Annotated in this window: 18 protein-coding genes and 1 pseudogene; 6 read left to right on the top strand and 13 right to left on the bottom strand. The window is 65.9% G+C overall.

What is annotated here, in order from left to right:
* Positions 1 to 153: 153 nt before the first annotated feature.
* Positions 154 to 1,083: pseudogene (locus tag ACIPG5_RS22535) on the top strand (methyl-accepting chemotaxis protein); the annotation flags it as partial.
* On the top strand, positions 1,075 to 1,938 hold the full coding sequence (locus ACIPG5_RS22540; RefSeq protein ID WP_371871963.1) for a methyl-accepting chemotaxis protein: 864 nt from the start codon (positions 1,075 to 1,077) through the stop codon (positions 1,936 to 1,938). The pseudogene ACIPG5_RS22535 and the gene ACIPG5_RS22540, both read left to right, overlap by 9 nt.
* 117 nt (positions 1,939 to 2,055) lie before the next feature.
* Here ACIPG5_RS22540 and ggt read toward each other — a convergent pair whose 3' ends face one another.
* The 3 genes from ggt to ACIPG5_RS22555 all read right to left on the bottom strand — a co-directional run bounded on the left by ggt (position 2,056) and on the right by ACIPG5_RS22555 (position 5,388).
* The gene (gene ggt, locus ACIPG5_RS22545) at positions 2,056 to 3,723 is read right to left on the bottom strand and encodes a gamma-glutamyltransferase (RefSeq protein ID WP_401378276.1); all 1,668 of its coding nucleotides are present in this window, start codon (positions 3,721 to 3,723) and stop codon (positions 2,056 to 2,058) included.
* A gap of 117 nt (positions 3,724 to 3,840) precedes the next feature.
* Complete coding sequence (locus ACIPG5_RS22550) at positions 3,841 to 4,737, bottom strand: LysR family transcriptional regulator (protein ID WP_314615596.1); 897 nt, start codon at positions 4,735 to 4,737, stop codon at positions 3,841 to 3,843.
* Positions 4,738 to 4,797: 60 nt separating this feature from the next.
* Positions 4,798 to 5,388: an NAD(P)H-dependent oxidoreductase gene (locus ACIPG5_RS22555; protein WP_401378280.1), complete on the bottom strand. Its 591-nt coding sequence runs from the start codon at positions 5,386 to 5,388 to the stop codon at positions 4,798 to 4,800.
* 158 nt (positions 5,389 to 5,546) lie between these two features.
* On the opposite strand from ACIPG5_RS22555, the gene ACIPG5_RS22560 reads away from it, so the two are divergent.
* Positions 5,547 to 5,861 (top strand): putative quinol monooxygenase, encoded by a 315-nt coding sequence (locus ACIPG5_RS22560; protein ID WP_236235339.1) that lies wholly within the window; start codon positions 5,547 to 5,549, stop codon positions 5,859 to 5,861.
* On the opposite strand, the gene ACIPG5_RS22565 is transcribed toward ACIPG5_RS22560, so the two are convergent.
* On the bottom strand, positions 5,851 to 6,615 hold the full coding sequence (locus ACIPG5_RS22565) for a sulfite exporter TauE/SafE family protein (protein WP_401378283.1): 765 nt from the start codon (positions 6,613 to 6,615) through the stop codon (positions 5,851 to 5,853). The genes ACIPG5_RS22560 and ACIPG5_RS22565 overlap by 11 nt on opposite strands.
* Positions 6,616 to 6,693: 78 nt before the next feature.
* On the opposite strand from ACIPG5_RS22565, the gene ACIPG5_RS22570 reads away from it, so the two are divergent.
* The gene (locus tag ACIPG5_RS22570) at positions 6,694 to 7,578 is read left to right on the top strand and encodes a LysR family transcriptional regulator (RefSeq protein WP_401378286.1); all 885 of its coding nucleotides are present in this window, start codon (positions 6,694 to 6,696) and stop codon (positions 7,576 to 7,578) included.
* A gap of 16 nt (positions 7,579 to 7,594) precedes the next feature.
* On the opposite strand, the gene ACIPG5_RS22575 is transcribed toward ACIPG5_RS22570, so the two are convergent.
* Positions 7,595 to 8,002, bottom strand: a complete 408-nt coding sequence (locus ACIPG5_RS22575; RefSeq protein ID WP_401378289.1) for a type II toxin-antitoxin system HicB family antitoxin — start codon at positions 8,000 to 8,002, stop codon at positions 7,595 to 7,597.
* A gap of 232 nt (positions 8,003 to 8,234) precedes the next feature.
* On the opposite strand from ACIPG5_RS22575, the gene ACIPG5_RS22580 reads away from it, so the two are divergent.
* Entirely contained in the window at positions 8,235 to 8,579 is a 345-nt protein-coding gene (locus tag ACIPG5_RS22580; protein WP_176517464.1) for a cupin domain-containing protein, read from the top strand.
* 177 nt (positions 8,580 to 8,756) lie between these two features.
* Here ACIPG5_RS22580 and mmsB read toward each other — a convergent pair whose 3' ends face one another.
* Complete coding sequence (mmsB, locus tag ACIPG5_RS22585; protein ID WP_176517465.1) at positions 8,757 to 9,644, bottom strand: 3-hydroxyisobutyrate dehydrogenase; 888 nt, start codon at positions 9,642 to 9,644, stop codon at positions 8,757 to 8,759.
* A gap of 13 nt (positions 9,645 to 9,657) precedes the next feature.
* Positions 9,658 to 11,184, bottom strand: coding sequence for a CoA-acylating methylmalonate-semialdehyde dehydrogenase (locus ACIPG5_RS22590; RefSeq protein WP_176517466.1), 1,527 nt, complete (start codon positions 11,182 to 11,184; stop codon positions 9,658 to 9,660).
* Positions 11,185 to 11,316: 132 nt separating this feature from the next.
* Between ACIPG5_RS22590 and ACIPG5_RS22595 the strand changes: the two genes are divergently transcribed.
* Complete coding sequence (locus tag ACIPG5_RS22595; protein WP_401378293.1) at positions 11,317 to 12,267, top strand: LysR family transcriptional regulator; 951 nt, start codon at positions 11,317 to 11,319, stop codon at positions 12,265 to 12,267.
* Positions 12,268 to 12,361: 94 nt separating this feature from the next.
* Here the strand turns inward: ACIPG5_RS22595 and ACIPG5_RS22600 are convergent, their stop codons facing one another.
* The 6 genes from ACIPG5_RS22600 to recC form a co-directional block, all read right to left on the bottom strand.
* Positions 12,362 to 12,850 (bottom strand): OmpA family protein, encoded by a 489-nt coding sequence (locus ACIPG5_RS22600; RefSeq protein WP_401378296.1) that lies wholly within the window; start codon positions 12,848 to 12,850, stop codon positions 12,362 to 12,364.
* Positions 12,851 to 12,853: 3 nt separating this feature from the next.
* On the bottom strand, positions 12,854 to 14,125 hold the full coding sequence (locus ACIPG5_RS22605; protein WP_401378299.1) for a diguanylate cyclase domain-containing protein: 1,272 nt from the start codon (positions 14,123 to 14,125) through the stop codon (positions 12,854 to 12,856).
* Positions 14,122 to 14,688 carry a YfiR family protein gene (locus ACIPG5_RS22610; RefSeq protein ID WP_401378302.1) on the bottom strand — a complete coding sequence of 189 codons (567 nt, stop codon included), beginning with the start codon at positions 14,686 to 14,688 and terminating at the stop codon, positions 14,122 to 14,124. The genes ACIPG5_RS22605 and ACIPG5_RS22610 overlap by 4 nt, the downstream gene beginning before the upstream one ends.
* A gap of 158 nt (positions 14,689 to 14,846) precedes the next feature.
* The gene (recD, locus tag ACIPG5_RS22615; RefSeq protein ID WP_401378305.1) at positions 14,847 to 16,922 is read right to left on the bottom strand and encodes an exodeoxyribonuclease V subunit alpha; all 2,076 of its coding nucleotides are present in this window, start codon (positions 16,920 to 16,922) and stop codon (positions 14,847 to 14,849) included.
* A complete protein-coding gene (gene recB, locus ACIPG5_RS22620; protein ID WP_401378307.1) occupies positions 16,919 to 20,590 on the bottom strand; it encodes an exodeoxyribonuclease V subunit beta in 3,672 nt (1,223 codons plus the stop codon). Before recB ends, recD begins: the two co-directional genes overlap by 4 nt.
* Positions 20,587 to 24,060, bottom strand: a complete 3,474-nt coding sequence (gene recC, locus ACIPG5_RS22625; RefSeq protein ID WP_401378310.1) for an exodeoxyribonuclease V subunit gamma — start codon at positions 24,058 to 24,060, stop codon at positions 20,587 to 20,589. The genes recB and recC overlap by 4 nt, the downstream gene beginning before the upstream one ends.
* Positions 24,061 to 24,244: the final 184 nt, after the last annotated feature.

Here is a 24,244-nt window from a genome sequence, read left to right on the forward strand (position 1 = left end):
TTTCTGGAGAGCGTGCATATGAACAGGTGGTTCGCCAACATCAGCGTCAACCTCAAACTCGGCCTGGGCTTCGGCCTGGTGCTGGTCCTTACCGGCCTGCTGGCCCTGACCGGCTGGACCAGCCTGGGCAGCCTCATCGACCGCAGCAACTGGATGGGCGATATCGCCCAGCTCAACAAGGACCTGACCGACCTGCGCATTGCGCGCCTGCAGTACATGATCGCCAACGGCGACGACGCCGCAGCCGCCAACACCCAGGCCAAGCTCGATGCCTTCAGCAAGCAGCAGGCCTACCTGGCCAGCACCTTCAAGAGCCCGGAGAACGTCAAGCTGCTCAACGAACTGGGGCAGACCATCAGCGAGTACAAGCTCTCGCTGAACAAGATGCGTGCCGGCTACGACAACACCCAGGCCGCCCGCGACGCCATGAACCTGTCCGCCGGCAAGGCCGACCAGGCCATGGACAGCCTGGCCCAGGACGTCATGTCGCGCCCTGAAGCCGACGGCGTGCGCCTGGCCCAATACCAGCTGATCAGCAAGGCGCGCCAGCAACTGCTGCAAGTGCGTATCGACGTGCGCGGCTACATTGCCGACAACACCGCGGCCAACGAACAAGCCGCGCTGCGCCAGCTCGATGCGGCGCTGTCGGAAACCGCCGAGCTCAAGCGCCAGCTGCCAGCCGAAGCCACCCGCGTGCAGCAATTCGAGCAATCGGTGCAGGCCTACCGCGATGCCGTGCGCCAGTTCCGTGATGCCGTTGCCGCGATCACCACGGCGCGCGCCGAAATGACCGTGCAGGGCGCCGATATCGTCAAGCGCAGCGACGCGCTGTACAAGATCCAGCTCGAGCGCCGCGACGCCGAAAGCGCCCAGGCCCGCAGCCTGCAGGCCATCGCCACGCTGCTGGCACTGCTCGCCGGCGTGCTCGCCGCGGTGCTCATCACCCGCCAGATCACCCGCCCGCTGCAAGAGACCCTGCACGCCGTGGAGCGCATCGCCGGCGGCGACCTCACCCACGACCTGCGCGTCACCCGCCGCGACGAAATCGGCGTGCTGCAGCAAGGCATCGCGCGCATGGGCACCACCCTGCGCGACCTGATCAGCGGCATCCGCGATGGCGTCACGCAGATCGCCAGCGCCGCCGAAGAGCTGTCGGCGGTGACCGAGCAGACCAGCGCCGGCGCCAACAGCCAGAAGGTCGAAACCGACCAGGTCGCCACTGCCATGCACGAAATGGCCGCGACCGTTCAGGAAGTGGCGCGCAACGCCGAGCAGGCTTCGCACGCCGCCACCGGCGCCGACGACGAAGCGCGGGCGGGCGATCGTGTGGTCGCTGAAGCGATCAGCCAGATCGAGCGCCTGGCCGAAGAAGTGCACCGCTCCACCGAAGCGATGAACCTGCTGCAACAGGAAAGCCAGAAGATCGGCAGCGTCATGGACGTGATCAAGTCGGTGGCCGAACAGACCAACCTGCTGGCGCTCAACGCCGCCATCGAAGCGGCTCGTGCCGGCGAGGCGGGCCGTGGTTTTGCCGTGGTTGCCGATGAAGTGCGCGGCCTGGCCCAGCGCACCCAGAAATCCACTGAAGAGATCGAGGAGCTGGTCGCCGGCCTGCAGCACGGCACCCAGCAAGTGGCCAATGCCATGCACGGCAGCCGCACCCTGACCGACAGCAGTGTGGAGCTGGCGCGCAAGGCCGGGGCTTCGTTGGAAAACATCACTGGCACGGTGTCGAGCATCCAGTCGATGAACCAGCAGATTGCCGCGGCGGCCGAGCAGCAGAGTGCGGTGGCGGAAGAGATCAGCCGCAGCATCCTCAATGTGCGGGATGTGTCGGAGCAGACCGCGGCGGCCAGTGACGAGACGGCGAAGTCCAGCGTGGAGCTGGCTCGCCTGGGTGGGCAGTTGCAGATGCTGGTGAGCCAGTTCCGCGTCTGAGGTTGGGGTTTTGGGGCCGCTTTGCGGCCCTTTCGCGACACAAGGCCGCTCCTACAGGTCAGCGCATGGCTGTAGGAGCGGCCTTGTGTCGCGAAAGGAGGGCAAAGCCCTCCCAGATTACTTGACGATCATCCCCACCCCACGCCCACGCGGGTCGGAAGCGGTCTCCAACTGTGCCCCATTGACCCGGATCGCCTGGATATCGCCCATCTCCCAGCCCTGGTCCTCCAGCACATAGCCCATCTTCTTCAGCTCATCGGCCACCGGCCCGGTCAACGGCGCATAGCTGTCGAAGTAGATGGTGTCCTTGGGCAGCAGCTGATGGTGCACGCGCTGCGCCGCCACCGCCTTGTCCAGCGGCATGCCGTAGTCGTACAGGTTGTTCATCACCTGGAAGATCGAGGTGAAGATCCGCGAGCCACCCGGCGTGCCGATCACCAGCTCGACCTTGCCATCGCGGGTCATCAGGCTCGGGCTCATCGACGACAGCATGCGCTTGCCCGGCTCGATGGCATTGGCATCACCGCCGACCACGCCAAAGGCGTTGGCCGCACCTGGCTTGGCGCTGAAGTCGTCCATCTCGTCGTTGAGCAGGAAGCCCGCGCCCTTCACCACCACGCCGCTGCCGTAGTCGAGGTTGAGGGTGTAGGTGTTGCTGACGGCGTTGCCCTGCTTGTCGACGATCGAGAAGTGCGTGGTCTGGTGCGGCTCCAGGCCCGGCTTCACATCATCGGTTGCGGAAATGGCCTTGGGGTTGACCTGGGCGGCGCGCTTGGCCAGGTAGTCCTTGGCGATCAGCTGGTCGACCGGCACCTTGGTGAAGGCCGGGTCGCCCAGGTAGTCGGCGCGGTCGGCGAACACCCGCTTCTCGATCTCGGCCAGCAGGTGGATGTACTGCGCCGAGTTGTGCGCCACGCCCTTGAAGTCCGCCGCGCGGTCTTCCTTGATGCCCAGCAACTGGGCCAGGGCGACGCCGCCGGAGCTCGGCGGTGGCGCCGTGTACACCACGTTGCCGCGCCAGCTCAGGGCCATCGGCTCGCGCCACACGGCCTTGTAGTCCTTGAGGTCTTCCTTGGTGATCAGGCCCTTGTCGGCCTGCATCTGCGCCACCAGCAGGTCGGCGGTCTTGCCCTGGTAGAACTCGCTGACGCCCTTGTCGGCGATGCGTTCGAGGGTCTGGGCCATTTCCGGCTGCTTGAACAGCTCGCCCACCTTCATGTTGCCGAAGTAGTCGTTGAAGTTGGTGGCGGTCTTGAACAGGCCTTGGGCATCGTTGCGGTACTGGTACTGTTTTTCGGCGATCTTGAAGCCGTTTTTCGCATAGCCGATGGCCGGGGTCAGCAGCTCGCTCCAGGGCAGCTTGCCGAACTTCTGGTGCGCTTCCCACAGGCCCATCACCGTGCCCGGCACGCCGGCGGCACGGACGCCGACCAGGCTGAGGTTCTCGATGACCTCGCCTTTTTCGTCCAGGTACATGTTGCGGCTGGCAGCCTTGGGCGCCACTTCGCGGTAGTCGAGGAAGTACGGTTTGCCGTCGACGAACAGGGTCATGAAGCCACCGCCGCCGATATTGCCGGCCTCCGGGTAGGTCACGGCCAGGGTGAAGGCGGTGGCCACCGCGGCGTCCACCGCGTTGCCGCCCTTCTTCAGGATATCGGCGGCTACCTGTGCGCCATATTGATCGGGCGCGGCCACCGCGCCACCTTCCAAGGTCACCGCATAGGCCGAAGAACAGCTCAGGATCGCGGCCCCGAGCGCCAGGGACTGGAACAGGACAATACGCATGACACTTCCTTGGTGTTGTTTTTGTTGATCAGTCAGTAAGGCCGAAGCCGGCCGACTGTGCAATCACACGTAGGAAATTTCGCCGCCCTTGGGCAGGATCTGTCGCGTTCAGGCAACTCAGCAAGCGTACATGGCCAGCTTGCGCTGGATGAAATCGAGGAAGCACTGGATGCGCAGGGCCAGTTGCGTGTTGCGGTAGTACACGGCGTGGATCGGCTGGCGGTAGCCGTTGTTGGCCTCGTCGAGCAGCACCTGCAGGCGCCCGGCGCGGATGTCTTCGTGGGTCATGAAGTGCGACAGGCTGACGATGCCCTCACCGGCCAGCGCCAGCTGGCGCAGGGTTTCGCCGCTGGAGGCCAGCAGCGCCGGGCGGATCGGCCAGCGGTCGCCCTGGGCATGGCGCAGTGGCCAGTGGTTGAGCGATTCGGGCTGGCTGAAGCCGAGCAGGCAGTGCTGGCTGAGGTCTTCGACACGCGCGGGCGTGCCGTGCTGCTCCAGGTAGGCCGGGCTGGCCAGCACCTGCACCGGGCTGCAGCCCAGCGCGCGGGCATGCAGGCTGGAGTCGGCCAGCTCGCCGATGCGGATGGCAACGTCAGTGCTCTGCTCCAGCAGGTCGATGATCAGGTCGTCGGTGTTCAGTTCCAGCTCGATACCGGGGTACTGGCGGCGAAACTCGCCGATCCACGGCAGGATGGCATGCAGCATGAAGGGGGCAGCCGCATTGATGCGCAGGCGGCCGGAGGCGGTTTGCCGGTGCATCGACAGGCGCTCCTCCATGTCGTCCATCTGCTCCAGGATCAGCCGCGAGCGCTCGAGGAAAAAGCGCCCTTCCTCGGTCAGGTCCATGCGCCGGGTGGTGCGGTTGACCAGGGTGGTACCGAGCTTGGCCTCCAGGCGCGACAGGGTGCGGCTGACCGCCGAGGGCGTCTGGCCGATCTGTTCGGCGGCCGCGGAGATCGAGCCGCAGTCGATCACGGCGACGAATACCTGGAGTTCTTCGGATCGGGTTTTCACATGGCCGCCTGTGTCTGCTGTTCGCGCTGATAGATAGCCGCTTGCTGGCAGCAAGTCCAGTCAAACAGCCTGGCCGAACACCTTGTCCAGGTGCGCCTCATAGGCTGCCAACGCTGCCGGTACGTCCGGGCGCTTCATCACATCCACCGCGAGGAAGGTCGGCAAGCCGCTCATGCCAAGGAACTGGTTGGCCTTGTGGAACGGGTAGTACACCGCATCCACACCCTTGCCTTCGAAGAAGTCGCTGGGGTCGTCGAATGCCTGCTGCGGCGCGTTCCAGGTCAGTGACAACATGTACTGCTTGCCTTGCAGCAAGCCGCCGCTGCCGTATTTTTGCGATGCATCGGAACGGGTGCGGCCATCGTTGGCGTAGAGCCTGCCGTGGCCGGCGGTGAAGACCTCGTCGATGTACTGCTTCACGGTCCAGGGCGCGCCCATCCACCAGCCGGGCATTTGATAGATGATCACGTCGGCCCAGAGGAATTTCTCCACCTCGGCCTGTACGTCGTAGCCACCGTCGATGAAGGTTTGCTGCACGTCGAAACCGGCACGGTCCAGGTGCGCCAGCGCGGCGTCGTGCAGGGTCTGGTTGAGGCGGCCGTCGGAGTGGGCGAACTGTTTGCCGCCATTGAGCAGAAGAATCTTTTTCATGCTGACCTCGCGTCAAGGAATCAATGGCCGGCAGATTAGGCATTCGTGGGCACGGGAAACAGCAGGTGCGGGGCAAAATACAATTGACCTGAAGTCACGAATGCACGAACTATTCTTGCCGTAGAATCGTTTCATCTTCCTCCCACGAGTCGTTACCCATGAGTGAGCAACACGCCTTCATCCTCAAGGCCAAGACCCGCCCAGAAATGGCCGAAGCTTTCGAAACCCTGTTCCGCGCCTATGTGGAACCAAGCCGCCAGGAACCCGGCTGCATCGAGTACCACATGCTGCGCGACAAAGAGGACCCGAGCCTGTTCGTGTTCTATGAGGTGTGGGCCGACAAGGCCGCCCTGGACGTGCACTCGGCGCTGCCGCACATGGCCGCGTTCTTCGAAAAGCGCATGGACTACCTGGAGCGCGATTTCGACATCCAGATGATCGAGATGCTCAGCGCCTCCTCCGCTAGCCGTTGACCATCAGGTGGCCGCCCAGCACGGCCAGGCCGATGAAGAAGCAGCGTTTGAACAGCGCCGCACTGATGCGCTGGCGCAACCACTGGCCGGCCAGCATGCCCAGCAGTGCCGGCGCCAGCATCAGCAGTGAAGCCCCCAACGCCTGGCCGCCCAGGGCATCCTGCCCGGCCAGGCCGCAGGCCAGCGCCACGGTGGACACGGTGAACGCCAGGCCCAGCGCCTGGATCAACGCATCGCGGTTCAGGCCCAGGCTCTGCAGGTAAGGCACGGCCGGTAACACGAACACGCCAGTGGCTGCAGTGACCACACCGGTCAGCAAGCCGCACAGCGGCCCGAGCCAGCCTTCCCGGTTCGCGGCCACCCGTAGTTGTGGGCCAAGCAGCCCGTACAGCGCGTAGATCACCAAGGCGCCGCCCAGTGCGTGCGCGGCCCAAGGCCCACTGTCGATACCCAGCCAGGTACTGCCGGCCAGCGTGCCGACGAAGATCATCACCAGCATCGGCCCCAGCCGCCGCAACAATGCCGGCAGGTGCCCACCGGCTGCCAGTTGCCAAAGGTTGGTGAGGGTCGAGGGCACGATCAGCAGTGCCGCAGCCTGCGCCGGGGGCATAGCCAGCCCGAGCAGGCCCATGGCGATGGTCGGCAGGCCAAGGCCGATCACCCCTTTGACCGCGCCGGCCAGCAGGAAGGTAACGATCACCAGCACAGTGAGCGCCGGGCCTATGTTCTGGTAGAAAGCGATCAAGGTATTCATGGCCGCCATCATGGCCTGCGCCGAGCGGGCTGAAAATCTGCCATATACTCAGCCAGACTCTTGCCAGGACAGAGGCTGATGCACTTCGACCTGATTGACCTTGCGCTGTTCCAGCACACCCTGGAATGCGGCAACATCACTGCCGGCGCACGCCGCAGCCATCTTTCGCTGCCCGCGGCCAGCGCGCGCATCCGCGCCATGGAAGCCTCGCTGGGTACCGCGCTGCTCGAACGCAACCGCCGCGGCGTGCAGCCAACCCCCGCAGGCCAGGCGCTGCTGCAGCATGCACGGCAGATCGGCCAGCAGGTCGAACGCCTGCAGTTCGACCTGGCCCAGTACGCCCAAGGCCAGCAAGGCCAGGTGCGGCTGCTGTGCAACACGGCGGCGTTGACCGAATACCTGCCGGAGCTGCTGGCCAGCTACCTTGCCGACAACCCTGGGGTGAGCGTCGATGTGCAGGAGCTGCCGAGCCTTCGCATCGTGCAGTCGATCACCCAGGGCATGGCCGACCTGGGCGTCATCTCCACGGCCGCGCCCAGCACGCACCTGCAGACCCTGCCATTTCGCGACGACCCGCTGGTGCTGGTGACCCCGCTCGATCACCCCCTCGCCGCGCAGCCAGCGCCAAGCTTCATCGACAGCCTCGCCCATGGCCATGTCGGGCTGGGCGCGAACAGTGCCCTGGCGCTGTACCTGGAGGAACAGGCCCTGCGCGAAGGGCGGCGGATGCAGGTGCGGGTGCGGGCCGAAGGGTTCGATGGAGTGATCCGCATGGTGGCAGGTGGGGCCGGGGTCGGCGTCGTGCCGATGGCATCGGTGAAGCGTTGGCAGGGCGTGCTGGGGCTGCATTGGGTAGCGCTTGCAGAAGCGTGGGCCAACCGGCGGCTGTTGTTGTGCGCGCGGGATTTTGCCGGGTTGCCGGGGTATGCAGCGGGGTTGGTCGAGCGCTTGGTCAGGGTTTGAGGACCAGGCGCCACGTTCAGTGCGCGAGCGCCAACTCGCGCAACGCGGCCGTGGCCAGGAAGCCGGATCGGGAGGCATACCGAGCGTCACGCTTAACTTTCTCATCGATTCGCTGCAACAGGTTTTCCGGCAATGTCGCATTGAAGCGCACGGCCTTGCCCAGGTACGGGGTCACATCGAAATCCACGACAGCCCAGACGCCGCCCGCGTAATCGGGATTGGCCACGTGAACGTCAACTTCCTGTGCTTGCGGCAGTGCCTCGTTATCAGCCACCAACCCTTCAAAATGCAGCGCCAGCGCCTCCTGAACATTCTCCAGCGCTTGGGCGACGCTCTCCCCGGCGGAAAAGCAGCCAGGAACATCGGGAACGGTCACTCCGTAATCGGAGTCGGTGTCTTTGTGCAGTACGACCGGGAATTTCATTGTGCGTCTCCACTAATGTGCGAGCGGTTGAATCCACTAAGCGCAGTACACACTATGCACACATTAGGCGACCAGCGGATGGATAGGGTAGATAGGTAGGGTCATGCCTAAAGCCTTGTAGGAAACTGAGACATAGCGCGGCCAGACAGCTAAAGGTCGAGCCCAGGCAACTGCGGCGTAGCCAATGGCCCTATGGTGACCCGTCATTCAGCCAGTCACCAGGAGTTGTGCCATGTCCGATTTCATCACCGTTATGCGCGAAACCTGCCCCACGCCGGTCGTGGACGCGACCAAGTGGAAGCGCATCGGCGGCGACCCGCACACCGTCAACCTCAATGCCTACCTGTCGGCCGACGGCAGCAAGATCATGGGCACCTGGATCTGCACGCCCGGCAAGTTCGAAGTCAACTACGAGAAGTGGGAGTTCTGCCACTTCCTCGAGGGCTACTGCATCATCACCCCGGAAGGCGAGGCGCCGAAGCATTTGAAGGCGGGTGATGTGTTCGTGATCGAACCGGGGATGAAAGGCACCTGGGAAGTGGTCGAGACCGTGCGCAAGTATTTCGTCTTCGCCTGACAATCTGGCCTTATCGCCGGCAAGCCGGCTCTCACAGGGACCAGCGCTGTTCATGTGGGAGCCGGCTTGCCGGCGATAGGGCCGCCCAGACAAAAAAAATCGCAGGTCAGGCGCCCTTCCCTCTGGTGCGCAGTTACAGAGGGAAAGCCGTCCGGCCCGCGATGAAGTCCTCGCTCGTCAATCCTTCTTGCGGTACCCCTCGACGATCGCCGAGAAGTCCTTGCCACCTTCACCACGCAGGCTCATGGCCTGGTACAGCTGCTGGGCCACGGCGCCGAGGATCACCGGCTGGTGCGCCTGGCGTGCGGCCTCGGTGGCCAGGCCCAGGTCCTTGAGCATCAGTTCGGCGCCAAAGCCGCCGGTATAGCCGCGCGATGCCGGCGCCGTGTCGATGATGCCCGGCCATGGGTTGTAGGTGTCGGAACTCCAGCAACGGCCGGTCGAGCTGTTGATGATGCCGGCCAGCACCTTGGTGTCGATGCCCAGCGCATTGCCCAGGGCCATCGCCTCGGACACGCCGATCATCGAGATGCCCAGCAGCAGGTTGTTGCAGATCTTGGCGATCTGGCCGGTGCCGACCTCGCCGCAATGCACGATGTTGCGGCCCATCTGCTCCAGCACCGGCTTGAGCGTGGCGAACAGCTCGGCGCTGGCACCGACCATGAAGGTCAGGGTGCCCGCCGCCGCGCCACCGGTGCCGCCGGAGACTGGCGCATCACCCATGTCCACACCCTTGGCCGCGGCGGCCTTGGACACTTCCCGGGCGGTCTGCGGGTCGATGGTGCTGCAGTCCACGGTGGGCGTGCCGGGGCGCACGCCGGCCAGCACGCCGTCGTCGTTGAGGTAGACGCTGCGCACATGGGCCGCAGCCGGCAGCATGGTGATGACCAGCTCGCTGCTGGCCGCCGCTTCCTTGGGCGAGGCGCTGACCTGCCCGCCCAGTTCGGCGAGCTCGGCCAGCACGGTCTTGTTCAGGTCGAACAGGTGCAACTGGTGCCCGGCCTTGATCAGGTTGCGGGCCATGGGCGCGCCCATGTTGCCCAGGCCGATGAATGCGATACGCATGGCGAACTACTCCTTAGCGCAAGCTGATGGTGGTGTTCACACCGTCGTTGACGCTGTCGTCATCGAACCAGCGGGCGGTGACGGTCTTGGTCTGAGTGTAGAACTGCACCACTTGCTTGCCGTATGGGCCGAGGTCGCCAAGCTTGGAGCCGCGCGAACCTGTGAAGCTGAAGAACGGCACCGGGACTGGAATCGGGATGTTGATGCCGACCTGGCCGATGTCGATTTCGCTCTGGAACTTGCGCGCCGCCGCGCCGCTTTGCGTGAACAGGCCGGTGCCGTTGCCGAATGGGTTGGCATTGACCAGGGCGATGGCCTCGTCGAGGGTGTCGACTTCCAGGGTCACCAGCACCGGGCCGAAGATTTCCTGGGTGTACACCTGCATGTCGGTCTTGACCCCGGAGAACAGGGTCGGGCCGACGAAGTTGCCCTGCTCGTAGCCCGGCACCTTCACGTCACGGCCATCGAGTTCGAGCTTGGCGCCTTCCTTGATGCCGCTTTCGATCAGGCCCAGCACGCGCTCCTTGGCCCGCTTGGAAACCACCGGGCCAACGTCGGTGCCCGGCTCGCTACCGGCATTGACCTTGAGCTTGCTGGCCGCCGCCTTGATGTCCGGCAGCCATTCCCGCGCCTTGCCCACCAGCACCGCCACCGAGGTGGCCATGCAGCGCTGGCCGGCAGCCCCGAAGGCGGCCCCGACCAGGGCGTTGATGGTTTGCGTGCGGTTGGCATCAGGCAGCACCACAGCGTGGTTCTTGGCGCCCATCATCGATTGCACGCGCTTGCCGTGCTGGCTGCCCAGGTTGTACACGTGGGTGCCGACTTCGGTGGAGCCAACGAAGGAAATCGCCTTGATGTCCTTGTGGGTGCAGATCGCGTCCACCACTTGCTTGCCGCCGTGCACCACGTTGAGCACACCGGCCGGCACGCCGGCTTCCAGCGCCAGCTCGACCAGCATCATGGTCGACAGCGGGTCCTGTTCGGACGGCTTGAGCACGAAGGTGTTGCCGCAGACGATCGCCATCGGGAACATCCACAGCGGGATCATCGCCGGGAAGTTGAACGGGGTGATGCCGGCGCACACGCCGATCGGCTGGCGCAGGGTGTAGGTGTCCACGCCACCGGCGACGTTCTCGGCGAACTCGCCCATCTGCAGGGTGCCGATGGAGGCCGCGTGCTCGACCACTTCCAGGCCGCGGAAGATGTCACCTTCGGCATCGGCCAGGGTCTTGCCCTGCTCGGCGCTGAGGGTCTGGGCGATGCGCTTGGTGTGTTCGCGGATCAGCGCCTGCAGCTTGAGCATGATGCGCATGCGCGCGCCGATCGGGGTGTCGCGCCAGGTCTTGAAGGCGCGCTCGGCGGCAGCCACGGCGGCGTCCACTTCTTCGACGGTGGCAAACGGCACCCGCGCCAGCACTTGCTGGGTGGCCGGGTTGACGATGTCGCGCCACTCGGTGGTTTTCGATTCGACCCACTGGCCGTCGATCAGCAGCTTGACCTGCTCGACCTGGGTCTTGGTGGGGGACTGTGGTGCGTTCATCTGGGTTCTCCTTGGAATTATTGTCAGGACGAGATCGCCAGCGCCGGGCAAACGCGAGGTGGCGTCGTGGGGCTTTTTTCGAGTATAGATGTGCAAACATCCAACAAGAACGCACAAAAAAACCGGATCAACATGCAAAAAGACCTGACCTCCCTCAGTGCGCTGAACTGGGACGACCTGAAGTTCTTCCTCGAGGTGGCGCGCACCCGCAAGGCCAGCAGCGCCGCCAAACGGCTGAGCGTCGACTACACCACGGTGTCGCGGCGCATCACCTCGCTGGAGGGTGCGCTGGGCACATTGCTGTTCGAAAAGTCCCGCACCAACGGCTTCGTGCTGACCGCCGAGGGGCAGCGCCTGCTGGGCTATGCCGAGTCGATCGAAAGCACCCTGCACATGGCCTGCGAGCAGGTATCCGGCTCGGGCGTGGCGCTGTCGGGGCATGTGCGCATGGGCTGCACCGAGGGCTTCGGCAGCTTTTTCGTCACCCCGCAACTGAGCCATTTCGTCGACGCCTACCCGGCGATTTCGGTGGACATCCTGCCGCTGCCGCACTTCATCAGCCTTTCAAAGCGCGAGGCGGATATCGTCATCGCCCTGGAGCGGCCGGAACATGGGCCCTATGTGTGCTGCAAGCTGTGCGACTACCGGTTGCGGCTGTATGCCACCCAGGGCTACCTGGACAGCCACGCGCCGATCCGCCAGGTCAGCGACCTGGTGGGCCACCCGTTCATCAGCTATGTGGACGACCTGGCGTTCAGCTCGGAGCTGCTGTACTTGGCCAACCTGATCCCCAATGCCAGCGCGCACCTGCGCAGCACCAGCGTGATCGCCCAGTACACGGCGGCGTTGCAGGGGCGCGGCTTGGCGATCTTGCCGTGCTTCTTGGCGGCGCAGGATCCGCGGCTGGTGACGGTGTTGCCGGAGGAGATCGAGGTGACGCGGCAGTTCTGGATGTACTGCCGGGAGGATTTGCGCAAGTTGAAGCGGATTACCCTGTTATGGGATTACATCCGTGGGGTGACCGAGGCGAATGCGCCGTTGTTGATGGGCGAGACCCGTGAGATGCGCTTCGCCCAAGATTGAAAGGGCTGCCCCAAGAAGTTGGACACCAATCCAACCCTTGGGGGCAGTCCACTCGGTGGGAGCCGGCTTGCCGGCGATGAACGCAACGCGAATCTCAGTAGGACGCCACCACGATCGACACCCGGCGGTTCTCGGTACGCCCGGCAATGGTCCGGTTGTCCGCCACCGGCTGGCTGCTGCCCAGCCCGCGGGTGACGATGTTCTGCGCCGGCATGCCGACGCCGATCAGCGCCTTGGCCACACTCTGCGCGCGGCGCTCCGACAGTTGCTGGTTGTACGCCGCCTTGCCCGAAGCATCGGCATGGCCGTCCACCCGCACACCCTGGATCCCTACCCCCAGCAACGCCTTGCCGATGCGCTCGACAATCGCCTCGCTCGGGCTGTTGAGGCTGTCCAGGTCGCTGCCGAACAACACCTTGCCCGACAAGTCGAACGCCCAGCCCTCCTCGGTCGGGGCAAAGCCTTCGCGCTTGAGCACGGCAATCTGCTCGGCGGTGAGCCCCTTGGGCGTGCTCTGGCAGCCGCTCAGCGCCAGCAAGGCCAGCAGGATTGCGAGGACGGGATAACGCAAACGATGAATCACGGTTCAGCTCCTGTTCTTGAACTCGGCGGCGGACCGTTCCGTCTGCGCCGCTTGCCATTGGCCACGGCGCTTGCGCTTGGCCTGGTACATCGCCGCATCGGCGGCATTGAGAAGGCTGGCAGGGTCGCTGCCATCCTCCGGGTAATAGGCGATACCGACGCTCAGCGAGGTGGTCAGGGTGCCGCCCTCGTCCAGCTGCATCGGCAGCTGCATGCTGGCGATGATCTTCTCGGCGATGCGTTCGGCGTCCTCGCGCGACTGCAGCGGCGTGAGCAAGATCGCGAACTCATCACCGCCCAGCCGCGCCACCAGGTCGTGCTCGCGCAGTTGCGCGCGCACGCGGTCGGCGATGTTGATCAGCACCTCGTCGCCCACGGCGTGGCCGAGGCTGTCATTGATCTGCTTGAAGTGGTCGCTGTCGAGGAACAGCAGCGCCAGGTGGTCGCGCTGCCGGGCAGCGTTGCGCAGGCTGCGGTTGAGCCGGCCTTCGAAGAAGGCACGGTTGGGCAGGCCGGTGAGGCTGTCATGGCTGGCCTGGTGCGCCAGCACCGCATTTTCGTTCTGCAGGTGGCTGTGCCAGACCTCCAGCTCGTCGAGCAGGGCATTGAAGTCGTTGCCCAGTTCATTGAGCTCGGCGATCGGCGCTTCCGGCACGCGCCGGTCGAAACTGCGCTCGCGGCGGGCGGCGTGGGCGACGCTGGCCAGGCCGCGCAATGGGCGGACGATATCGCCGAGCATGCGCTGCGACAGGTACAGGGCGACGAAGGCGCTGAGCACCGTGCAGAACAGGATGCCGGCAAGCCCGCCAAGCAGGAACAGCAGCAGGCTGCGGCCCTGGGCGATCAGCTCGATGTGCCCCACCTGCTGTTGCTGGTGATAGATCGGCAGGTTGACCGGCTGGTCCAGCAGCGCCGTGGCGACCTGGGCTTCCAGGTGCGCGAGCATGCCATCGTCGCTGCGCTGCCAGTGCGCCAACGCCTCGCCGTCGTTGTTGAACACCTTGGCGTCCGCCACCTCCTCGGTACCGGCGATCAGCGCCAGCGCTTCGTTGGCGGCGGCGCTGTCGTCGAAGACCACGGCGGCTTCCACGGTGTAATTGATGGAGCGGGCAATCAGGTGCACGTTGTGGTTGGCGTAGACACGCAGGGCCAATACGCCCAGCAGGGTCAGCGAGATGCCGGCAAGGCCCACGGCCAGCAAGGCCACGCTGAGGTGGCCACGGCCCAGCACCGAGCGCAGGGTCGGGCGCACCACCGGCTTTTTCCCCACCTTCATGGTTGCACCGCCCGGCGCCGCGACAGCTGCAGCACGCTGGGGTGGATACGCACGCCGGAGCGCGCCACGGAGTCCAGGTTGACCTCGAAGGCCACTTGCTGGTCGCTGACCCGCAGGCAGAACAGGCTGCCAACGGTGCAGGGGTCGTCGGCTTCGCTGATGCTCAGCACCGGGTGACCGTTGATGGCCTGGAACAGGCGGTCACGCTGGCCGGGGTCGAGCTTGCCGATGTAGACGGCGTCGCAGGCCTCGGCGAGCTGCCGGTCGTCGGCCAGCAGGCGGCGCACCAATAGCGGTTGGCCAGCCCGTTGCACGTTGCTCTTGATCAAGTCGTCGGCATATTCGGTGGGGCCGACCAGGCACAGGCGCAAAGGCGTCGGCTCGGTCGGCCAGCGGGCGTAGCTGAGAATGCCCAGCACCACCTGGGTCACGGCCTTGGCGCGTTGCTGGGCTTGGGCGGAAGTGGCGGAGCCGTCCGCGAGGGCGGGGCCGGCCAACAGCAACAGGGCGGCCAGCAACAGAGAAAGCGCACCGCCTGTCAACCGCTCCCTGGCCCCTGTCATGTGAGAATTCTCTCAAAACCCTATATGAACTCGGCGCAACGATAGCACAACGCTGGCCTCCTGGAGGAGCGCAGCCTTGTGTCGTCTTGGATGGCCCCATCGCCGGCAAGCCGGCTCCCACCGGGTACTGGGTGGGGCCTGGCTTGCCGGCGACGGGCTCAGAGCTGCTCGAGCATGAGGCCGGAAATACGCCGGACCTTGCGCAACACAGCCTCCTCGAAAATGCCTTGGCGTGGCTCGATCAGGCTGAAGCAGTGCTTGGCCCGGGTGATGCCGGTGTACACCAGCTCCTTGGTCAGCACCGGGTTGAGCGCATCCGGCAGCACCAGCGCAGTGTGGCTGAACTCCGAGCCTTGCGACTTGTGCACGGTCATGGCGAACACGGTTTCCACCTCGTTGAGGCGGCTGGGCAGGACGAAGCGCACGCCGCCGTTGCCGTCGTTGCGCGGGAAGGCCACGCGCAGCAGCGGCTCGCCCTGCTCGTCGGGCAGGCGCAAAGCGATACCGATATCGCCGTTCATCAGCCCCAGGCCGTAATCGTTGCGCGTGACCAGCACCGGGCGCCCTTCGTACCAGGGTTGCTGGCTGTCGATCAGCCCGGCGTTGTGCAGCACCCGCGCCACCCGCTCGTTGAGCCCTTCCACCCCCCAGGCGCCCTTGCGCACCGCGCACAGCAACTGAAAGTCTTCGAAACTGTGCAACACCTTGGCCGCCCATTGCTCCCAGCGCGGGTCGTCGAAAGGAGTGCCGGGTGCCGGGCGCAAGCGGCCGATGGTACGCAGGTAGCTGCGATAGCCCTGCGGCCCGTCGGCGCCGCGGTTCAGGCCATCGAGCAGCAGGCGGTCGAAGGCGCGGTCCTGCTCGCCGCGCAGTGCCAGCCCGAACACATCGCTGGGCGGCAGGGTCAGCAGGTCGCGCGCCGCCTGCGCTTGCTGACGGTTGACCAGGCGGGCCAGCTGGCCGATGCCACTGCCTTCGCCAAAGCGCCGGGAAAAACGCAGCATCACCACTTGCTGGGCCAAGGGCTGGCGCTGTTCATCACCGGCCTTGAGGCCACTGCCGGCCAACGACTGGCCGCCGATCTGCTCCAGCCAGGCTTGGGTCTTTGGCGAATAGCAGCCCTCTTCGGCATCACGGCACAGGTCGCCCAGCACCGCGCCGGCTTCGACCGAGGCCAGCTGGTCCTTGTCGCCGAGCAGCACCAGGCGGGCCTTCGGTGGCAAGGCATCGAGCAGGTTGGCCATCATCTCGAGGTCGATCATCGAGGCTTCGTCGACCACCAGCACATCCAGGGGCAGCGGGTTGCCGGCATGGTGGCGGAAATGCCGCGACCCCGGGCGGCTGCCGAGCAGCCGGTGCACGGTGCTGACATCGGTGGGGATCTGCCCGCGCACCTCGGCGCTCACCTGCAGGCGCTCGACCTGCTGGCCGATCGATTCGGTCAGGCGCGCCGCCGCCTTGCCGGTGGGGGCCGCCAGGCGGATGCGCAAGGGCCTGCCCTGCTCCACCGCCGGGGCCTGCAACAAGGCCAGCAAACGCACCACCGTGGTGGTTTTGCCGGTGCCGGGGCCGCCGGTGATGATGCTGAAACCGGCGCGGGTCGCCAGGGCACAGGCCAGCTTCTGCCAGTCGACCTGGCCCGCCAGGGCGCCCGCGTCGAACAGCTGCGCCAGGCGCGCCGGCAGATCGGTGGGCGTTGCCTCGTGCAGGCTCAGGCGCTGGCGCAAGGTGGCATCGATGCGCCGTTCATAGCTCCAGTAGCGGCGCAGGTACAGGCGTTCGCCGCTCAGTACCAGTGGCCGTGCCTGCTGCCCGGGGTTATCGGCGGCGGCCACCAGCGCACTGGCGGCGATGCGCTGCAGCCAGGTGCGCAGGTCGAGGTTGGCGAGCAGTTGGGAAGGCAGCAGCAAAGGGCCGCTCAAGGCGTCGCCCTCCGGCGGCAGCGACAGGGCGAAGTCCGGCTCGGCGAGGGTTTGCTGCAAGTCGAGGCAGACATGGCCGTGGCCAAGCTGGTGGCTGGCCAGGGCGGCCGCCAGCAGCAGCAAGGGGTCGCTGCCGGGCGCACGCTCTTCGAGGAAGGACACGAATGCCCGGTCCAGCGCCCGCAGCCAGCCACGCTCAACCCAGCGGTCGAGCAGCTGCAGCAGGTCGCCGCTGCTGTGCTGTGGCTGCAGCGCCTGCAGGTGTTCGGCGTTCAGCGGCGTGGGCAAAAGGTCGTCGAGGGTTCGGCTCATGGCGCGACTCCGGCAAACAGGTCCTGCTGTTGTGGCTGATGAACGCCACGGAACAGTGCGTCGAGCGCTTCGATCAGCGCGCGCGGGGGCTTGGCGAAGTACACGCCATGGCCACTGCGGCTGGCGCCACGCAGGAAGATGAACATGGCGCCGCCGACATCGCGGTCGTAGTCGTAATCCACCAGCCGCGCGCGCAACTGGCGATGCAGGGCCAGCAGGTACAGCACGTACTGCAGATCGTAGCGGTGTTCGAGAATGGCCTTTTCCATGGCCTGCGCGTCGTAGGCCAGGATGTCCGGGCCGAGCCAGTTGGATTTGTAGTCGGCCACGTAGTACCGCCCCTGCCATTCGAACGCCAGGTCGATGAAGCCCTTGAACATGCCATTGAGCAGGGTCGGCTGGGCCGCCGGGCGGGCTGCGCCGGCGTGGGTGTGGCGAAGCACCAGTTGGTCGAGTTGCTCGGCGTCGACCTGATGGCTGGCGAACCAGAACTCCATTTCGATCTGGTACTGCTGCAGCTGGGCCAGCGTCACGCTTGCATCCTGGGCCGGCAACGGCTCGTTGAGCAGTTGCTGCAACCACTGGCTGAGGGTGGGGATCCAGCCCGTCCAGTCGCGGCGGTTGCAGCGCTGGCCGACCGTGCGTTCGATCAGCCCAGGGTTGCCGGCGACTTCGGCAAAGCCTTCTCGGCCGGCCCATTCGAGCAGGCCATGAAGGAAGGTGCCGGGGTTCGGGCCACGCGGGAAGCGATGGATATCGCCACCCTCTGCCGGGGCTTCACGCACCAGCTGGGCATCGACCACTTCGTCGTCGAGCAATTGCTGGGCCTGGGAGCTGTCGGCGCCGAGGGTCTGTTCACCGACCCGCAGCGCACTGTAGGAGGCGATCCACCAGTGTTCGGACGCTGCGCGTCGCGGCTTGCGCGCCGGCAGCAGCTCGCGCTCGGCATGGGGCGGCTGGTAGCGCTGCTCGTCAGGCTCGGGCAGGCCTGGGCTAGCGATGTGCGGGCAATCGCACAGCAAGCCCTGCAGCCATTCCGACAACTGCGCCGAAGCCGCCAACGGCAGGCCGCCGCCCAGCAGGTAGCCCAGGGCCGAACGGTGCAGTTGCGAGCTCTTCTGGCTACCGCGCTTGAGGTCGGCGACACCCAGCCAGCAGGCGTGCTGGGCACGTGTGAGGGCGACGTAGAGCAAGCGCAGGTCTTCGGCCAGGCGTTCGTCGTCAGCCTGGGCGATCTGCTCCTGGTCCGGGGTCAGGGTGAGTTGCACATTGCCGAGGCTGTCGTGCCAGGCCAGCGGCAGGCGGCTGCCATCCACCGGTTTGCTGGTGCAGATGAACGGCAGGTAGACCAGTGGGTATTCCAGGCCCTTGGACTTGTGGATGGTCACCACCTTGACCAGTTGCTCATCGCTTTCAAGGCGCAGGATCTGCTCTTCGCCGGCCTGCCCGGCGTTGGCCAGGTGCTCGGCCAGGTGGCGAATCAGCGCTTGTTCGCCATCCAGCTCGCCGGCCGCCTGCTGCAGCAGCTCGGCCAGGTGCAGCAGGTTGGTCAGCACCCGCTCGCCATCGCTGCGGGCGATCAGGGTGCGCGGCAAGTGGAAGTCGTGCAGCAGGTGGCGCAGCATCGGCAACACGCCCTGGCGCTGCCAGGTGTCGCGGTAGCGGCGAAAACGCATCACCCAACCTTCCCAGACGCGCTCGTCCTGGTTCAACTGGTCCAGTTCGGCCAGCGACAGGTCGAGGGTCAGGCTGGCCAGGGCGGCCTTGAGCAGGCGTTCGGAATCGGGTTCGGCGCAGGCCTTGAGCCAGGCCAGCAGGTCGTGGGCTTCCTGGGCGGCGAATACCGAGTCCTTGTCGGAGAGGTAGACGCTGCGCACGTCGCGGGCCGCCAGTTCAGCGCGCACCAGCTGCGCCTCGAAGCCATCGCGCACCAGAATGGCGATGTCCGAAGGCAGGCACGGCCGCAGCTCGCCCTGGGCATCGCGAAAACCGCTGACGCCGCGCTGGCCGCCATTGAGCAAGGCGACGATGTGGCTGGCACAGCTGGCCGCCAGCTGCTGGCGGTACAAGGTGCTGGAGACGGGCTCATCGCTTTGCAGCTGCCAGCATTGCAATGCAGCAGTGGGCTGGCCGTCGATCAGCAGCGTTTCGCTGCGGCCCTTGGCGCGTACTTCGATGAACGGCAGCGGGTTGTCACCGTTTTCGCGGAACAGGAATGCCCCCCGCCCTTGCTCACGCCCTTCGGCCTGCAGGAACACGCGGTTGACCGCAGCCACCATCGCCTGGCTGGAGCGGTAGTTGGTGTCCAGGCTGTGCAGGCGGCCGGCGGTGGCGCGGCGGGCGGCCAGGTAGGTGTAGATGTCGGCGCCGCGGAAGGCATAGATCGCCTGCTTGGGGTCGCCGATCATGAACAGGCCGGTTTCCGTGCGGTTCTCGCCGATGCGGTAGATGCTTTCGAAGATGCCGTACTGAACCGGGTCGGTGTCCTGGAATTCGTCGATCAGCGCCACCGGGAACTGCTCGCGAATCAGCCCGGCAAGGCGCTCGCCGGCCTCGCTGGCCAGGGCGTGCTGCAGGCGCAGCAGCATATCGTCGAAGCCCATTTCGGCACGGCGGCGCTTTTCCACTTCGAAACGCGCCGATACCCAGGCCGCGGCATGCTCGAGCAGGCGCGCATCGGGGCTGGCCAGCGCCTGCAACTGTTGGGGCAGGCCCTGCATGGCCAGCAGCGCCGGATGCTCAGGCGGCGCGCCGACCTTCCACGCTTCGGCCATGCCGGCCGGGGTCAGGCGGGTGAAGCCGGTGCCCAGGTCGAGCTCCACTTCCTGCTCATCACCGGCCCAGGTGCGCAGCTTGTCGAACCAGGGCTCGAAGAAGCGCGCCTGCAGCTTGCGCCCATCCGCTTGTTTGCCAGCGACTGCGTCGCGGCAGATCTGCTGCAGCTCGTCAGCCCATTGCAGCCAGGGCGCCTTGAGCTGCTGCAGCTGATCGATGCGCTGCTGCAGCGCGGCGTCGATCAGGGCTTGTGGCTCCTGTTCGTCCTGGTGCAGGCGCACCCGGCCGAACAACGGGCGGATGCGCGGCAGCAATGCGTCCGGGCTGCCCCAGTGGTTGCGCACCCAGTTCAGCGCCTCGCCATGCATGCCATAGCAGAAGCGCCGCCAGTAGTCGCGCATGACCTGGCCGAGCAAGTCGCTGTGGTCGGTTTCCAGGCTCTGGGTGAACAGGCTGCCGCTGTCGAAGGCATGCTCGCGGAGCATGCGCTGGCACCAGCCGTGGATGGTCGACACCGCCGCTTCGTCCATCCACTGCACCGCGACCTCCAGGCGGTTGGCACAGCGGGGCCAGAGCGCCTCGGGGTAGTCGTCACGCAGCTGGTGCAGCAGAGGGTCGGCGGCTTGCAGTTCGCCCCGGAAAAACCGCGCAGCCTCGGCCAGGCGGGCTCGAATACGCTCGCGCAGCTCCTTGGTGGCAGCGTCGGTGAAGGTCACCACGAGGATCTGCGGCGGCAGCAATTCGCGGCCAAAGCCTTGCTCGCCGCCATGGCCGAGGATCAGGCGCAGGTACAGCGCAGATATGGTGAAGGTCTTGCCGGTGCCGGCACTGGCTTCGATCAGTTGGCTGCCGTGCAGGGGGAAACTCAAAGCCAGGGGACGGGCCTGGGTCATGCGCCACTCTCCGGGTTGCCCAGTGTTTGCCAGGCTGCGCTGAATAACGGGCGGTACAGGGTTTCGCACCAGCCTTCGAAGGTTTCGTCGGCGCTGAGCGCGCTGAAGTCACGGAACTGCCGGGCCAGGGCCAGGCTTTCGCTGCGCTCGCCGAAGCTGGCGCGGCCATCGCCTTCGTAGGCCTTGATGGCGGCGGCGAGGGCTTTGTCCGGGTCTTGCTGGGCCAGCCAGGCGAACGCGGTCTTGGCGGCAACCGGCAGCGGTGCGTTCATCGCCGCCTGGCGGGACACCAGCAGATGGCCCAGCAGTTCGGCAGCCTCGCCTTGTGGCAGTGGCGCGAGCAGCAGGGTGATGTCGCTGGCCAGCAGTGCGCTGTGCAGCGGGTATCCTGCGGCGCAAGCCGCCAGGTGCATGACCCAGCTGGGGATCAGCCGATGCCACTTGAGGGTGCGCCCGGCGCTGATGGTATTGGGCACCGTGGTGATGCTCAGCAGGCTTTGGTCTTGTGCCTGGTAGACCCGGCCCAGCCAACCCTCGAGCCGGTGATCGGCGTGCTGGAAGTGGATCGGCAGCGCGCCCTCGACCACGCTGGGCCAGCGCTGCAGGAGCTGGCGATGGCGCTGGAGCAGGTCGGGCAGCGGCTGGATCAGCTCGGCCTGCAGGATTTCACCAAACCCGGCCAGCGGCAGCATGCCGCACGCCTGCAGGCGGCGCGCCTGTGCCTGCAGTGCATGCTCGGCCTGCTCGGGGTCGGCCAAGGCTGCGCCGAGCAGGCTCTCGCTGGCGCTGTAGCGTTGCAAGGCGTCGAGCACGAAAGGCTCTTCGTCCGGCGTCGGGGCTTCCAGCGCCTCGAAGAACACCTTCAGCCGTTGGCTGAAGAAATGCCGTACAGGGTGGCGGAGAAAATCCTGCAGCTGCGTGAGGGTCAGGGCTTCGTCACTGGCATAGGGGAGCAGGCCCGCATCTGGCGGCGCTTGCCCATCGGCCTGCTGGTGCAGCAACTGCCACTCATGGGCATAGCTGAACAATGCGCTGCCTTTCTGGAAGTAGCGTGGGCTGAAGGGCTGCAGCGGGTGCTCTTGGGTCAGCGCATGCAGCAGCTGCTCGCCGGCCTGCGGGGCATCGGTGGTGCCGGCCGGGCGCCATCCGGCGGCCAGATGGTCGCGCAACTGGCCGATCAGCACCGAGGCCGGGCGCTCGCTGTTGTCGCGAATGCTACGGCCGACCCAGCTGATGTAGAGCTGATCGCGTGCCGACAGCAGGGCTTCGAGCAGCAGGTAGCGGTCATCCTCGCGGCGCGAGCGGTCACCTGGGCGGTAGTCGCTGGCCATCAGGTCGAAGTCCAGCGGCTGCTGGGCGCGCGGGTAGTCGCCATCGTTCATGCCCAGCAGGCAGACCACCCGGAACGGGATGGCGCGCATGGGCATGAGGGTGCAGAAATTCACCGAGCCGGCGAGAAAACGCTGGGACAACTTGCCCTGGTCCAGCCCCGACAGCCACGCCTCGCGAACCACGGTGAGGGGAAGCAGGTCTTGCAGGGCAACACCTTCGCAGACTTCCAGCCAGCTATCGCGCAGCTCCTGCAATTGCATCAGCAAGAACTCGTCGTGCTCGCCCTCGGCCAGGAAAAATACCTGCAGCAAGGCTTGCAGGCGGTCCCCCCATTGCCCGGCGGTCGCGGGCTGGGACAGGGCCTGGTAGGCCACATCGAGGGCATCGAGCAATGCCACCAGCGGGCCGATCAGCGCAGCATCCAGGCCGCCGATCTCGTCATACGGCTCGATGCCGTCGCAGCCCTCGCCCACGCCCACGGCATAACCAAGCAGCATGCGGCGCAAGCCGAAACGCCAGCTGTTCTGCTCAAGGCCTGCGGGCAGGCCAAGGGTGGCGCGCTGTTCGGCATTCAGGCCCCAGCGGATACCCGCGCCTTCGATCCAGCGATGCAGCGTTGGCAGGTCGCCTTCGCGAATGGCGAAGCGCGCGCGCACGGCAGGTACATCGAGCAGGTCGAGCACTTCGCTCACGGCGAAGCGGCTATCGGGCAGCTTGAGCAGATGCTCCAGGGCAATCAGCAAGGGATCGCGCCCGCGCTGGCCCTGGTCGGTGAGGGTGAAGGGGATGTAGCGCGGGTCTTTGCGTTCCAGCTGGCCGAATACGGCGCGGATGTGCGGTGCGTAGGTGTCGATCGCCGGCAGCATGACGATGACATCCCGCGGGCGCAGCGTGGGGTCGGCACTGAAACGGGCGAGCAACTGGTCGTGGAGGATCTCCACTTCCCGTTGCGGGCTGTGGGCAACGTGGAAGCGCACCGAGCGGTCCTTGGCGAGGTCGACTTCGGGCCAGCGCTGGCGGGTTTCGGCGAGGGGGCGCAGTTCGAGAATGTCGTCCTGCAGCTGGTTGAGCAGCGTGGTGGGCTGGCCCTCGCTGAACAGGTCGATGCGCCCTTCGCTGAAGGCGCCCTGGTAGCTGCCTGGGTCGTCGTAGCTGTCGAGCAGGTTGATGTAGTCACGGCCCTGTTTACCCCAGGCGGCCAGCAGGGGATGGGCATGCTGGTGCAGTGATTCGTCATCGAGCTGCAGGGGCATGCCTTGCTTGCGTTGCTGGCGTTTGTACTGGTGGCGCAGCAAGTCCTTGTCGGCAACGATATCGCCCCAGTGATGGCGGCAAGGGTTGTGCACGCACAACAGCACCTGGCTGAAGCGGGCAAGGCCTGCGAGCGCTTCCAGCGCCTGGGCGGGCAAGGACGAGATGCCAAACACGATCACCCGCGAAGGCAGGCCGGCAGGTGCCTGCTCAAGGGTGTTGATGCGCTCGATGAAGCGCTGGTGGACCCCGGCTCGGCTCTGGGCCATGCCCTGTTCGCCGACATCTTCGAGCAGCGCCCGCCACAGTTCAGCCTGCCAGCGGTTGCCCGGGGCCAAGGGTTTGCGTTCGCTGCGGGCGGTGTTGAGCACGTGGTTGCCGGCGGCCCAGTCCTTCAGCCAATCGGCGCGGTAGACCTGGTACTGGTCGAACAGGTCGGCCAGGCGCTCGGCCAGCTGATAGCGTTTGCGCAGGTCACTGTCGTCGGTGAGGAACCGGCGCAGGGGCTCGAAGTGGGGGCGTTCGATCAGTTCCGGGAGCAGGCGCATCAGGCGCCAGGTCAGCGGGGCCTTGTCGAGCAGCGAGACTTCGGGAATCTCTTCGCGGCCCAGCACTTTTCTGTACAACTGCCACATGAAGCTACCTGGCAGTTGCACGTCGATGGCGGCAGCTATGCCGCAACCGCCCAGGTCGTCTTCCAGTGGGTCTTCGGCCAGGGCGAGCTTGAGCCATTGGGCAATGCCGTTGCTCTGTACCAGCGCGATTTCGTTTTCCAGCGGAGCCAGGGGGTAACGGCGCATCCAGCTCACTACCAGGCTGCGCAGGTCGTCCAGGCGGTTGCCGTGGACAATCATGAAGCCTGGGTGAAGTGAAGTGGTGCTGGCCATTCAAGGTCCTCTGGCGGGCGTTGCGAAATGAGGGGGAACGATATCACGGCTGGTAAACAGCTAGAAAAGACAAAACCCCTACCTGCTCGCGCAGATAGGGGTTTTGCGAAATGAATCTTGACGATGACCTACTCTCACATGGGGAAACCCCACACTACCATCGGCGATGCATCGTTTCACTGCT

It is taken from the genome of Pseudomonas sp. NPDC087029, assembly GCF_044745345.1.
GTDB classification, from domain to species: Bacteria; Pseudomonadota; Gammaproteobacteria; order Pseudomonadales; family Pseudomonadaceae; genus Aquipseudomonas; species Aquipseudomonas faucium.

What these genes read in the sequence shown, in the direction of transcription:
- ACIPG5_RS22540 (WP_371871963.1), top strand. Translation starts at nt 1,075, where the DNA reads ATGGGCACCACCCTGCGCGACCTGATCAGCGGCATCCGCGATGGCGTC.
- ggt (WP_401378276.1), bottom strand. Translation starts at nt 3,723, where the DNA reads ATGCGTATTGTCCTGTTCCAGTCCCTGGCGCTCGGGGCCGCGATCCTG.
- ACIPG5_RS22555 (WP_401378280.1), bottom strand. Translation starts at nt 5,388, where the DNA reads ATGAAAAAGATTCTTCTGCTCAATGGCGGCAAACAGTTCGCCCACTCC.
- ACIPG5_RS22560 (WP_236235339.1), top strand. Translation starts at nt 5,547, where the DNA reads ATGAGTGAGCAACACGCCTTCATCCTCAAGGCCAAGACCCGCCCAGAA.
- ACIPG5_RS22565 (WP_401378283.1), bottom strand. Translation starts at nt 6,615, where the DNA reads ATGAATACCTTGATCGCTTTCTACCAGAACATAGGCCCGGCGCTCACT.
- ACIPG5_RS22570 (WP_401378286.1), top strand. Translation starts at nt 6,694, where the DNA reads ATGCACTTCGACCTGATTGACCTTGCGCTGTTCCAGCACACCCTGGAA.
- ACIPG5_RS22575 (WP_401378289.1), bottom strand. Translation starts at nt 8,002, where the DNA reads ATGAAATTCCCGGTCGTACTGCACAAAGACACCGACTCCGATTACGGA.
- ACIPG5_RS22580 (WP_176517464.1), top strand. Translation starts at nt 8,235, where the DNA reads ATGTCCGATTTCATCACCGTTATGCGCGAAACCTGCCCCACGCCGGTC.
- mmsB (WP_176517465.1), bottom strand. Translation starts at nt 9,644, where the DNA reads ATGCGTATCGCATTCATCGGCCTGGGCAACATGGGCGCGCCCATGGCC.
- ACIPG5_RS22590 (WP_176517466.1), bottom strand. Translation starts at nt 11,184, where the DNA reads ATGAACGCACCACAGTCCCCCACCAAGACCCAGGTCGAGCAGGTCAAG.
- ACIPG5_RS22595 (WP_401378293.1), top strand. Translation starts at nt 11,317, where the DNA reads ATGCAAAAAGACCTGACCTCCCTCAGTGCGCTGAACTGGGACGACCTG.
- ACIPG5_RS22605 (WP_401378299.1), bottom strand. Translation starts at nt 14,125, where the DNA reads ATGAAGGTGGGGAAAAAGCCGGTGGTGCGCCCGACCCTGCGCTCGGTG.
- ACIPG5_RS22610 (WP_401378302.1), bottom strand. Translation starts at nt 14,688, where the DNA reads ATGACAGGGGCCAGGGAGCGGTTGACAGGCGGTGCGCTTTCTCTGTTG.
- recD (WP_401378305.1), bottom strand. Translation starts at nt 16,922, where the DNA reads ATGAGCCGAACCCTCGACGACCTTTTGCCCACGCCGCTGAACGCCGAA.
- recB (WP_401378307.1), bottom strand. Translation starts at nt 20,590, where the DNA reads ATGACCCAGGCCCGTCCCCTGGCTTTGAGTTTCCCCCTGCACGGCAGC.
- recC (WP_401378310.1), bottom strand. Translation starts at nt 24,060, where the DNA reads ATGGCCAGCACCACTTCACTTCACCCAGGCTTCATGATTGTCCACGGC.